This window comes from Crossiella sp. CA-258035, from assembly GCF_030064675.1.
Classification (GTDB): domain Bacteria; phylum Actinomycetota; class Actinomycetes; order Mycobacteriales; family Pseudonocardiaceae; genus Crossiella.
In genome coordinates, this window is the sequence record NZ_CP116413.1 from 7284135 (window position 1) to 7295814 (window position 11680).

General features: G+C 69.7%; 10 protein-coding genes. 5 read left to right on the plus strand and 5 right to left on the minus strand.

All coding sequences use genetic code 11. From position 1 onward, the window contains the following. The first annotated feature begins 146 nt into the window (after positions 1–146). The gene (locus tag N8J89_RS32715) at positions 147–1211 is read left to right on the plus strand and encodes a DUF2293 domain-containing protein (protein ID WP_283660844.1); all 1065 of its coding nucleotides are present in this window, start codon (positions 147–149) and stop codon (positions 1209–1211) included. On the opposite strand, the gene N8J89_RS32720 is transcribed toward N8J89_RS32715, so the two are convergent. Both N8J89_RS32720 and N8J89_RS32725 read right to left on the minus strand, forming a co-directional pair. Beyond that, positions 1195–2133 carry a GNAT family N-acetyltransferase gene (locus N8J89_RS32720; protein WP_283660845.1) on the minus strand — a complete coding sequence of 313 codons (939 nt, stop codon included), beginning with the start codon at positions 2131–2133 and terminating at the stop codon, positions 1195–1197. The two genes, N8J89_RS32715 and N8J89_RS32720, sit on opposite strands and share 17 nt — an antisense overlap. A 208-nt stretch (positions 2134–2341) precedes the next feature. Beyond that, on the minus strand, positions 2342–3520 hold the full coding sequence (locus N8J89_RS32725; protein ID WP_283660846.1) for a DUF6923 family protein: 1179 nt from the start codon (positions 3518–3520) through the stop codon (positions 2342–2344). Positions 3521–3690: 170 nt separating this feature from the next. Here N8J89_RS32725 and N8J89_RS32730 point away from each other — a divergent pair, with 170 nt between their 5' ends. Continuing rightward, positions 3691–4449 carry a bestrophin-like domain gene (locus tag N8J89_RS32730; RefSeq protein WP_283660847.1) on the plus strand — a complete coding sequence of 253 codons (759 nt, stop codon included), beginning with the start codon at positions 3691–3693 and terminating at the stop codon, positions 4447–4449. Positions 4450–4475: 26 nt separating this feature from the next. Here the strand turns inward: N8J89_RS32730 and N8J89_RS32735 are convergent, their stop codons facing one another. Together N8J89_RS32735 and N8J89_RS32740 are read right to left on the minus strand one after the other, a co-directional pair. Beyond that, positions 4476–5252: an SDR family oxidoreductase gene (locus tag N8J89_RS32735; protein ID WP_283660848.1), complete on the minus strand. Its 777-nt coding sequence runs from the start codon at positions 5250–5252 to the stop codon at positions 4476–4478. 149 nt (positions 5253–5401) lie between these two features. Further along, a complete protein-coding gene (locus N8J89_RS32740) occupies positions 5402–5782 on the minus strand; it encodes a hypothetical protein (protein WP_283660849.1) in 381 nt (126 codons plus the stop codon). Positions 5783–6242: 460 nt separating this feature from the next. Between N8J89_RS32740 and N8J89_RS32745 the strand changes: the two genes are divergently transcribed. Continuing rightward, positions 6243–7586 carry a sensor histidine kinase gene (locus tag N8J89_RS32745; protein WP_283660850.1) on the plus strand — a complete coding sequence of 448 codons (1344 nt, stop codon included), beginning with the start codon at positions 6243–6245 and terminating at the stop codon, positions 7584–7586. Beyond that, the gene (locus N8J89_RS32750; RefSeq protein WP_283660851.1) at positions 7579–8232 is read left to right on the plus strand and encodes a response regulator; all 654 of its coding nucleotides are present in this window, start codon (positions 7579–7581) and stop codon (positions 8230–8232) included. Before N8J89_RS32745 ends, N8J89_RS32750 begins: the two co-directional genes overlap by 8 nt. Here the strand turns inward: N8J89_RS32750 and N8J89_RS32755 are convergent. Then, complete coding sequence (locus N8J89_RS32755) at positions 8198–10075, minus strand: serine hydrolase domain-containing protein (protein WP_283660852.1); 1878 nt, start codon at positions 10073–10075, stop codon at positions 8198–8200. The two genes, N8J89_RS32750 and N8J89_RS32755, sit on opposite strands and share 35 nt — an antisense overlap. Before the next feature lie 290 nt (positions 10076–10365). Here N8J89_RS32755 and N8J89_RS32760 point away from each other — a divergent pair, with 290 nt between their 5' ends. Then, a complete protein-coding gene (locus tag N8J89_RS32760; RefSeq protein ID WP_283660853.1) occupies positions 10366–11652 on the plus strand; it encodes a hypothetical protein in 1287 nt (428 codons plus the stop codon). The last annotated feature ends 28 nt before the right edge of the window (positions 11653–11680 follow it).

The window sequence follows — 11680 nt, forward strand, 5'->3', positions numbered from 1 at the left end:
AAATGAGGTTTGCACTACCGGCGGAGGAGTCCCGAGTCTCGGTCGGCCTGGACGCATCGTAGCGCACTTCACGATGATCGGGTTCCACCCCGGCTGGCTGTGGACAACCGCGCAGGGGACGACGCTCCACCTGGCAGACTGGTCTCGTGGTCCAGGCAGTCATGTCCAAGCTCGAACGGCGCGTCACCGAGGCGGCCGTGGCGTTGCTGGCGAAGAAGAAGTTCGTCTCCCCGGTGCTCGTGTTCAACCGGCTGGGCTGGCTGACGGACAAGCGGATCGAGGACTGGGAGCAGGGCAGGCTCGGTTCGCTCACCGAAGCGATGTCGGCGCCGGCGGAGAAGGTGGACGCCGCGCTCGGACATCTCGGTGACTGGGCGCGGCGACAAGGTATGACCGCTGAGGCGGTGGACTACCTGGCCGCGACCCGGGACCGGCGTCCGCTGCGGTTCACCTCATCCGGTTCAGTTGACGCCGAACGGGTGTTCGCCACGCACTGGCTGGCGCCGGGACTGTCGCAAGCACAACGGGATCGGCTCGCGCAGCGGCAGAACGCGGCACCCGATCTGGTGGTGTTGCGCGCTGATGGCGGCTGGGTGTGCACGGACTGCGGCGACACTGACACCTACCAGTTCGTCGAGGACAACCGGCCGTACTGCCTGGAGTGCGCCGACCTGGACCACCTGGTGTTCCTGCCGGCAGGCGACGCCGCGCTGACCCGGCGGGCGAAGAAGGCGAGCGCGCTGTCCGCGGTGGTGCAGCGGTTCAACCGGTCGCGCAAGCGGTTCGACCGGCTCGGACTGCTCGTCGAGGAGGCCGCGCTGGAGGCGGCGGAGGAGCAGTGCTTCGCCGACGCCGAACTGCGTGCCCGGCGTCGGGATCGGGACGCGGTGCGCCGCGCCGAGCAGGACCTGGACTTCCAGGCCCGGCTCGCCGCGGAGATCCTCCGATTGTTCCCCGGCTGCGCGCCCGCACGGGCTGAGGCGATCGCACGGCACTCCGGGGCGCGCAGCAGCGGGCGGGTCGGGCGGTCGGCCGCCGGTCAGTCCCTCGACGAGGGTGCGACGCGGCGGGCGGTGATCGCCTCGATCCGGCACGAGGACACCGGCTACGACGCGATGCTGATGGCCGGGGTGCCGCGAACCGTTGCCAGGGAACGAATTCGCGACACCATCGACGCGGTGCTGGACCGCTGGGTCAGCGGGGTGCGCTGAGTACCAGGCGCATCTCGATGTTGCGGTAGCCGCCTCGGGTGAAAGCCGCGGCCATCGGCTGGTTCACCAGGTCGGTGTCCGCGACCACCCTGGGCATGCCCAGCTCGGCGTGGTGCCGGGTGATGTGCGCGAGCAACTCGTGGATGTAGCCGTGGCCGCGGTGTTCGGGCAGGACACCGAGGTAGCCGACCACGGCATTGGTCGCGTTGCGCGAGGGCAGGGCGAGGCCGACCAGGTCGCTGTCGGCGGTGTACGCCAGCCGCCACCAGTCGCGGGGGCCGGGCATCTCGTCGCGATAGAACTCGAAGTCGTCGCGAGCGTGTGTGGCCACACCGACCGCGGCGACTCCACGCCGGGTCTCCGTGTCGAGGCTGCCCTCGGTCAGCCGGCGGAACACCGACAGCACGACCTCGTCGTCCGGTTCCGGGCGGAAGTGCAGGCGTGCAGGTGGTTCGGGCAGGCCGTCGGCCGGAGTCCACTCGTAGCGAAGGCGCTCGTTGTCCTCGGTCAGTCCGGCACGGGCGGCCGCGGCCCGGCGCCAGTCGACCGCGGCCACACAGGCCGGGTCGGCACGCCAGTTCAGCGGCAGCTTGAGGTGGTAGGCCGGCAGTGCGGGCGCGCCGTCGGCGAGGAATGCCGCGTGTGCGGTGTTGAGCAGGTCGCCGACCAGGACTGCCGGGTTGATGACGGAGTGGTGCACGTGCAGGTAGTCCAGGGAGAGCGGGTGCCTGCCGTTGCCGAAGCCCCACCACATGGCGCGGGCCAGTATCCGGTCGCCGTCCTCGGCTACCCAGGTCCACTGTGGACGGTATTGGGTGGCGGCGCGGCGCTCGTCGTACTGGGCCGCGGTGACCCAGTCGAACGGGGCGGGGATGTGCGGGGTGCGGTCGAGGTCGACCGCGGTGGAGGAACGGAACTTCATGAGGTGCTGCCTCCGAAGGCGAGGGTCAGGAGGCGCGCGGGATCGGTCAGGCGATCCACGGAGGCGCCGACAGGAATGTGTGCACTGGGGCCTCCCTTCCGTCCATGGCGGCCGCGCGGTGCGGCGGGCACAGCCTAAGGCATGACCGCGCCCGACCGCCGGGATTATTTCGGATGCGTCGGGCGCGGGTGTGCGGACGAGAACCGGGTCAGCGGTGCGAGCGGACGATGCGCACCGCGGCACCGGAGCCGAATATGAGCATCACCACGGTCACCACGGTCCACCGTCGCTGGTCACGGACCAGCGAGGACGACGCCTGAGCCTTCGGGGTGGGACGAGGGGGCGTGCGGGCGACGACCGGCTTGACCGGAGGTGGCGGCGGCGGGGTGGCGCGGCTCGGCGGCGGTGGCGGCGGCGGGATGACCGGGGCCGGTCGGGTGGTGGTCGGGGTGGTGGTCCTCGGCGGCGGTGGCGGGGGGATCACGGCCGGGGGCGGGACCGGCGTGGTGGTGACCGGGGGTGGGGTGGTGGTGGCGGGCGGCGGCGTGGACTTCAGGCAGCCGGCGCCGTCCGTGCTGGTGACCGCGGGACCGGTGTTGACCTCGGTGATCGTGTTGTCACCCAGCTGGATGCGGTACAGGCGGCTGGTGCGGCGGTAGTCGTTGTTCAGGACCCAGAGGCCGTTGTCAGCCGGGTCGAGCACGACGGCGCCGTAGGTGCTGGAACCGGGCAGGCCTTTGAGCACCTTGACCTTGGTGACCTTGCCGTTGCCGGGGTCGACCTTGACCAGGGTGCCGTGGCCGTGGCCGGTGTTGGAGATGCCGTAGAGCTTGCCGTCGGCCGGGTTGTGCGCGAAGTCGTCCAGGTCGTCGGAGAGCCAGTGCCAGTCCAGGCGGACCGCGTGCACCAGGCCGAGGAAGCTGGGGCTGCGCGGGTCGATGTCGATCGCGTACAGCTTGTCCCACTCGCGCACGTACAACCGGTTGCCGACAACCGTGCCCGCGTAGCTGTCGATCAAGCCGCTCCACGGCACCGGCACCGCGCCGGTACGCCGGACCGGACCGAGGTCCGTGATCGCTCCGTTGAGGTCGATGCGCACGACGTGGCCGCCGTCACGGAACTTGCCCGATCGGTCGCGGCTGGCAATCCCGTAGACCAGGCCCTGCGCCTGGGCGTACCCAATCGAGTTAACGGCGAGCCCCAATGGCTGCGGCGCCCGGTTCGGCAGGCCGGTGGGCAAGGTGACCCGCAACAGGGTGGACAGGCCACCGTGTCCGGTCGCCCGTACCTGGTATGCAGTGCAGACGCTGGCCGCCTGCGCCGGGCTCGGGATGAGACCGCCACTGCTGACGAAGAGCAGGAACGAGGTGCTGCACAGCGCAATCAAATGGCGCGACCACCGTATTGGAGCAACTGAATACGACAATCGGGTACTCCTCTCGGGATCGCGCTGATTCGCTCTGCATACAGTGCCGTGCCGTCATCGCATCGCGACCTGACCGGACTGTACTCCCCACAGTAGACCGTGATGTAATCCCGGACCAGAAAGGAGCTGAATTGAACCTCTACCTGTCGGGCTTGCTCTGGGTCACCGGCATCGCCGTGGTGGTCGCGGCCTTGGCCATCCTGTTCCGCAGATTCGGCTCCGACGAGGAACGACTGAGCAACAACGAGTCGGCCGGGTTGGTATTCACCATTGTCGGCGGGCTGCACGCGGTGGTCACCGCGTTCGTGCTGATCTCCCTGCTGGACACGGCCAAGGCGGTCGGGGACGACTCGACCAAGGAGGCCAACAGCATGGTCGCGGTGAACTGGGCCGCGACCTCGTTCCCGGAACCGGTGCGCGGCCAGGTCCAGGAACTGACCAGGTCCTATATCGGGATCGTGCTCAACGAGGAGTGGCCGAAGCTCCGCATGGAAGAGGACGTCGACGACGCGGGCTGGCAGAAGCTGGACGAACTGCGCAAGGTCATCGCGGACACCCCGGCCGAGGGCCACTGGCTGGAGAACCGCAAGACCGAGGCGGCCGCCCAACTGTGGGAGGCCTACCAGGCACGGCAGTCCAGACTGGACGCGGCCAGCGGCGGGGTCAGCACCGTGATGTGGTTCGCGCTCATTCTTGGCGCGGTGATGTCCGCACTGTTCCCGTTCCTGTTCGGCGGCCCGAAGATAATTCCGCATATCGTTATCGTGGTGGTCCTAACTGCCGCGCTGACTCTGCTACTCTTTGCCATCTATCAGTTGGAAAACCCGTTCAGTGGCGGCGTCAAGGTTGATCCGGACGCATTCAGCTCGGCCTTGGATCGGTTGCGTTAACCCCTTCGGGCGATCCATGTCCGGTTTCACCGTTTTTTACCGGTCTCTTCGGCGAGGAACTCGGCGAAGGTGACCTTCCCGTGCGCGTATTCCGGCGCGAGGTGCGCACCGTTTCGATAGCCGGTGAACACCTCGCCCGGGAGCCGCACCGGCAGCACCCAGCGACGCCTGCCCTGTGCCCGTAGGTACAGCCGGGCCAGGTCGGTCAGCAGGTGGGTTTCCGGGCCACCCAGGTCAGGAGCCGCGCCGGCGGGTGTGCCGGTGGCGAGCTCGACCAGCCGTTCGGCGACCTCGGTGACCTCCACCGGCTGCACCGGAACCCCGGCGGGCACCGGCATCAGCGGTGACTTCGCCAGCACGCCGAGCACGCGCAGCACCAGGTCGTGGAACTGGGTGGTGCGCAGCACCGTCCACGGCAGTCCGGACTCGCGGAAGACGGCTTCAGCCGCGAACTTGCCCTGGTAGTAGGGCAACGGGATCCGGTCCACGCCGACAATGGAGATGTAGACCAGGTGTGGTGCGCCAGTGCGGGCGACGGCGCTGACGACGGTGTTGGCCAGCGCCAGGTCCCGCTTCCCGCTGACACTGGTGGCGGTGTGCACGACCGAGTCCGCCCCGGCGAAGGCGGCGTCCAGCCCCTCCCCCGTGGCGTAGTCGACGGTGTGCCATTCGACGCCGGGATCGGCGGTGGCAGGGCGGGGGCGGCGGCTGGTCAACCGCACCTGGTGCCCCTCGCGCAGCAAGCCGCGCACCACGGCGCGTCCGAGGGTGCCGCTGCCACCGGTCACCAGAACCACACTCATCGCTGGGCCTCCTGTTGTCGGGTACACCCAGTGGACGAGCCAGCCGGTTCTGCTGTGACAGTCGCGTGAGTGATCCGGCCGACTGTGCGCGTCGCGCCGGCTTCCCGCAGTGGGCCAGCGGCGCGCGGTCCACCCCGGGCCGAGGTCGATCACCAGGCATGCCAGCGTGCGCCGTGCCGGTGCGGAGCGACTGTAACGTCCACTGTGGACAGTTTGTCGGCGTGCAGCCGTCCGCCCGCGTTCACCTCGCGCAGCACCGTGCCGAGGGCGCGGCGCAGGACCCGGCGGGAGCGTCGCTCCGAGATGCGGGCCAGCCGGGCGATTTCTCGGTTTCCGTTGTAGGCACGGGGAAACGAGTGGATGACGACGGCACGTCGATGCGCGACGGGCCGAGGCCGACGTCCCTGGTTCTGGGCCTCGGCGAGGATCGCCGCGCTGTAGCGCAGGTCGGTGAGGACGACCGCGCGCCAAGCCGTGCGGTGCTCGGTCTGGGCGCGTGCGGACGTGATGTGCGCAGCGGTGCGGGACATGGGGGCTCCCAGGTGCACACCGCCAGGTATCTCCTGGCGGAGCTACCTGAAGCCGAGGGGGCCGGACTTCCGCATCGCGTTCATGGGGTCGACGCTAATCGATGGGCGGGGCTGGTGGGGCGAGTTGTCCACAGGCCCCGGAGTGCGGTGGCGAGGTGGTTGGCCGCGATCCGCGCGCCTCCTGGCGAACGCGCTTCGACCTCGGCGCGCACAACCTCCGCCGGGGTGTCGACGGACGGGCAGGTTCGTCACCGGCTGCGGTCTCGGCCATCGAATCTGGGCAGCCAACCGCCGACCCGTGTTCGCCATGAGTGGCGAACTGGCCGGGCGGTGGCGGTGTCCGCACCGGTGACAGCTCACGGTTCCATGCGGGCATACTCGAACCCTGCCGCCGAGAACAGCGTCAAGGATCGGACCGTGGTCCGATGTCGGCGAGCCGAACTCCGGTTACGGTCCTGAGGTGTCGGTGTCCTGGATCCCGCGCTTCGGGTCGCGAGCTCTGTTGGTCGTCGACGGCCTGGTGGCGATTGCCGTGGTGATCGTGACCGGGCTGCGGACGAGCTCCAGCGCCATGCCGTTCGGTGGTGCGGTCACAGGCTGGGTGCTGGCCGTGGCCGTGGGCACACCGTTGGCAGTGCGGTGGTGGCGGCCGACGGTGGTGTTCGGGCTGGTGCTCGGCGCTGCTGGAGTGGCGATCGCGATCGGGGTCGCCGGAGAAGTCGTGGTGCTGGCGGTGGCGTACGCGCTGTATCCGGTGGCGCTGGGTTGCCCGGCTCGGCAGGGAGTTGGGGCGATGGCTGACGCCGGGTGGCGTCTGGCCGCTGACTCGGCACGGCAACGGACGGTGTTGTCAGGCGTCCCGGCAGGACCGCGGGCGACGGGCTCGGGGCACGTCGCACTGCGACGGCCGACGGACTCGGAGCCGCTGCCGCGATCACGGCCGCAGCCGGCGACTGTGCCGACCGGCTCGGCGCGGCGAGCGGCTGTGGTGCTGGCGGTCGCGCTCGGTGTGGTCACCGGTGCTGGGCTCGTCAGCGCGATCGGGCCGGTGGTCAGCGTGCCTGGAGTGGAGTCGTTCAGTCAGACGCCGGTGAGCGCGTCGCTCTACTCCTGGGTGGTGCTGGGCTCGAGTTGGGCGCTGGCGCGAGCGGTCCGGGTCCGACGGGATCACGCCGCACAGGTCGCGGAGCTGGTGGCGCGGCGGGCGGTGGTGGCCGAGCGGTTGCGGATCGCCAGGGACATCCATGACGTGGTGGGGCACAACCTGAGCCTGATCGCGTTGCGGGCCGCGGTCGCGAACCACCTCGCGGACGACGGTCGGACCGCGCTCACCGAGATTGAGGCGATCAGTCGGCGGGCGCTGGCCGACGTGCGGTCGGTGCTGGGCGCGGTGCGCGATCCGGATGATCCGGAGCCGGGTGCGGCGACGCTGGACCAGCTGATCGCGGACAGCAGGGCGGCCGGGCTGGAGGTCGAGTTCTCGGCGGTCAACCTGACCGTGGCGCCCGAGGCGGTTCGGGTTTCGGCTTACCGGATCGTGCAGGAGGCGCTGACCAACGTGGTGCGGCACGCTCGGACCAAGCGGTGCCGGGTGCGGCTGGCCGTGGAGAAGGAGGTTGTGCTGGTCGAGATCACGGACGACGGTCCGGCTCGGGGGCCGATGGGGCCGCCGGGGCAGGGACTGGTCGGCATGCGAGAACGGGCCGCGCTGCACCAGGGCAGCGTGGTGGCTGGGCCGCGGCCGGAGGGCGGGTTCGCGGTGCGGGCCCGGTTGCCACTGCGTCCGGGAGACGGCGATGAGTGAGCCGATCCGGGTGCTGCTGGCCGACGACGAGCCGATGCTGCGCGACACCCTGGGACAGTTGCTCGCCTCCGCACCGGATCTGGACGTGGTGGGGGCGGCGGAGAACGGACAGGTCGCGATCGACCTGCTCGACGAACGCGGCGCCGACCTGGTGCTGATGGACGTCCGGATGCCGGTGATGGACGGCATCGAGGCGACCGCACGGATCGCCGCCCGTCCCGATGCCCCCCGGGTGCTGGTGCTGACCACCTTCAACCTCGACGACTACGTGTTCCGGGCGTTGCACGCGGGCGCGAGCGGGTTCCTGCTCAAGGACACCGCGCCGCGGGACCTGCTGGCCGGGATCCGGGTGGTCGCGGCCGGGGACGCGCTGCTGGCGCCGAGCATCACCCGCAAGCTCATCGCCGAGTACACCAGCGGCGCGCCCCGGCGGCGGCCGCTGCGGCGGCTCACCGGGGTGACCGACCGCGAGCGCGAGGTACTGGAGCTGATCACCCAGGGCCTGTCCAACACCGAGATCCAGGAGAAGCTGTTCCTCAGCCGGGGCACGGTGAAGACCCACATCGGGCGGCTGCTGACCAAGCTCGGCGCACGGGACCGGGCCCAGTTGGTCATCGCGGGGTACGAGGCCGGGCTAGCGCCGTGACCCTGGCCAGCACGACCAGCAGGCAGCCGAGGGTGGCCGTGGCCAGGAACAGCATGAACGTGGGGTACAGGTAGACGACCTGGAGCCAGGCCACGTCACGGCCGCGGAAGAGCAGGCCGACGATCCGGTGGACGGTCAGCAGCAGCACCAGCGGAAGCAGGTACGGGAGCAGGCGGAGGGCGATGCGTGCGCCGGTGGCGCGTGCCGAGGCTTGGCGGTGAGCAGGCGGCGGGCTGGCGTCCGCCGGTGCCTCGCGGTGCGCGGTAAGCGAATCGCGGGCAGCTGACGCTTCGCGGTGACCGATGGGCGGACCGATGTGGGCTGGCGTCCCGCGGCGAGCGGTGGGTGGACTGACGTCGGCTGATGCCTTGCGGTGACTGGCGGGCGGATTGCGGTCAGTCGATGCCTCGCGGTACCCGGCGGACGGGCCGATGTGGGCCGGTGTCTCGCGATGAGCGGTAAGTGGATTGCTGTCGGCTGGTGCCTCGGGGTGAGAGAGGGGCGGATTGCTGTCGGCCGGTGTCTCGCGATGAGCGGTGGGTGGATTGCTGTCGGCCGAGGTCTGGCCGTCGGCGGTGGTGGGTTCGTTGGTGCGTCCGGGGGTCCGGAGACGTCGGCGGGTGGGGCGGGGAGTTGTTCGGGCTTGGGTCCAGCGGTGGGCTCGGCGGAGGCCTTGGATGGTGAGCAGGGTGGTGGCGAGGGTGAGGGCGAGCAGGATCGCGTCGGTGAGCAGCAATGGGGTTGCCGGGGCGGGGAGGGGGCGGTTTTCCAGCAGGGTGATGAGGCGGCGGGCCAGGGCTGGGGCGTCGGCGTGGGTCATGCCGGTGTTGGCGAGGACCGCGATGCCGTGGCCGGTGCTGGGGAGCAGGGCCTGGTAGGCGGTAGCGGTGAACAGGTCGCCGCTGTGCGCGATGAGCGGGGCGCCGGAGTCGGTGCGGCCCAGCGACCAGCCCAGGGCGTAGTCGCCGGAGGCAGGGGACGGGGTGTGGGTGGCGGTGATGGTGGCGGGGGTGGCGATCTGGGCGCCGGTGGGGCCGCGGCCGTTGTTGTTCTGGGCGATCAACCAGGCAGCCAGGTCGTGGGCGGTGCTGAGCATGCCGCCGGAGCCGTTGCCGAAGGCCGGGGGTTCGGGCAGGGCGACGGGCAGGCCGAGGACCAGCAGGTGGCCGGAGGGGCTGGGCAGGTCCTTGGCGGTGTTGAGGGTGCGGGTGGTGGTCATGCCGAGTGGGGTGAGGATGTGGCTGCGCAGGTAGCTGTTGAAGTCCTGGCCGCTGACCACCTCGACCAACCGGGCGGCGACCTGGAAGTTCGGGTTGTGGTACTCCCAGTGGGTGCCGGGATCGGCGGCCAGGCGGGCTGAGCGCATCGAGGCCACGGACTCGGCCAGGGTGTTCGGCTGGGGGCGGGTGAAGGACGGGAAGGTGCGGTCGGACAGGCCGGAGGTCTGGTCGAGCAACTGGCGCACGGTGATCGACTCGACCCTGGGGTCGGCCATGGTGAACTCGGGCAGGTAGGCGCGCACCGGGCGGTCCAGGCCGACCCGGCCCGTTTCGGCCAGCTGGGCCACCGCGAGGGCGGTGAAGGACTTGCTCACCGAGGCCACCGGCATCGGGGTGTGCTCGGTGACCGGGTCGCCGGTCGCGGTGTGGCCGTAGCCGGCCGCGTGCAGGACCCGGTCGCGGTGGGTGATCGTCACCGCGGCGCCGGGCAGGCCGGTCGCGGCGAGGTAGTCGCGGACGACGGTGTCAATCCGGGCGGGATCGGCGGCGGCCGCGGCTGGGATCGGCAGGAGGGCGCTGATCAGCGTGGCTGTGGTGGCCAGGAGGAGGAGTCGGGCGGTCACGGGTGGAGTGTCCGCGGTGGCGGGGGCTGGGCGCATCGGACCGGGATCCGATGTTGTCGGCGGGTGGGTCAGGGGGTTTGGCAGCGGCGCGCGGGTGGTCGACAGATCGTCCGGGGCTACTACCCGTGCCCGTCGGTCACAGGTGAATGGCCTCCGACGGCGGGTTCACCGCGGCCGGGTGCCCGAATGGTGCGGTCGGAAAGCCCGCCCTGGAATCGTGTGCGAGGTCCAGGCGCGGACGTGCGTGCAGAACAATGCGCGTCAGCTTCGAGTTGTCTTGTGAGGTAGTAGTGGCATTGACGAACGCGAACATCCCGCTGGGACCGCTGGCGGGCGCTGAGCTGACGCTGTGGTGCGCCAAGTCCGGCCGACTCTGGCACGGCGACAGCAGCTGCCCCGATCTGAAGCAGCGAGCGCGCGAGGTCGTGCAAGTTCAGCCACGCAAGGGTTCATCGCAGACCTGGTGTCACCGGGCCGTGTGTTGCGTCCCGCCAGGACTGTTGGCGGACCATTTCGCCGCAGGGCAAGCGCTGGTCGAGTTCGACGGCCGCACCGACTCCCTCACCCAACAGCTGGCACAGGGCAAGATCGACCTGACCGCGTTCGACCTCGTTGCCCTCCGGCAGGAGCACCCGAACGCGGTCAGGGCACCGCTGGCCAAAGTGTGGCGGCAATGCCGTGAGCGCAGAGAGGCGTTCCTCGCGGAACTCTCCGACGAGCTCACCAGTCGCCTTCCGATGATGGTCGCCGCCGCTTGGCTGCGCACCAACAAACGATCGAAGCAGCACGTCAAGCGACGCAAGTACGCCAGGTTCAAAGACCTCGCCGTACACAAGTTTGATCAAATAGACCGGCTCTCACCACAGGACGTGCGGGAACTGGCAGGTCGACACGTGCTGCCCAAGTTCCTCGGTCTAGTGAAGGATGGCGAACACCCCAGCTCGGCTGCGGCGAAAGTGTCAGCCGAGCAAGCGGAGTGGGCACGCCGGTCGGTCGAAGAGGCGCTGTCCGAGAGGCCAGAGCAAGCCGACGAGGGGTGGGCAACTCTCCCGGATAGAGTTCACGAAGCGTGGCAGAAGACGGTCCAGTTGTGGATCGGCCTCCTCAACGGAATCTGCACGGCGCACCACGGCGAGACCTTTGCCCTGTTCCACGAAGGTCAGCTTCCTTTGCCGACGTACGCGCTCCACCGCTTGTTTCCCTGTGCTCGCATCAGAACGACCACCTTCACCTGGCTCGCGGGCCCCATACCGGCGATCTTCCGGTTGTTCCTGCAAGAGCGCATTGTCGGCCTGATCGGGCTGGAAGTGGATCGCGAACATTCGCACGTCTACCGGGACAAGAGGCCCGCGTGGTTCCTCAAGAACCTGTTCACGTGGCATGGGTTTCCGGAGCTGGCAAAACATGTCGAGACGGTGGCGTCTGATCCACCTCGGAAGCCTCCGCTCGACACCAGCCACATCGACAACTACTTCCGCGGCTTCGGTTACGGCATACACGACAACGGGCTGATCGCCGCGCAATGCAACTATGCGGCCAGCATGGCGTGGCGGGATCGGCGGCTGCGCAAGGGATAGGGGTCCGAGGTCGATGATGAGCCGGACG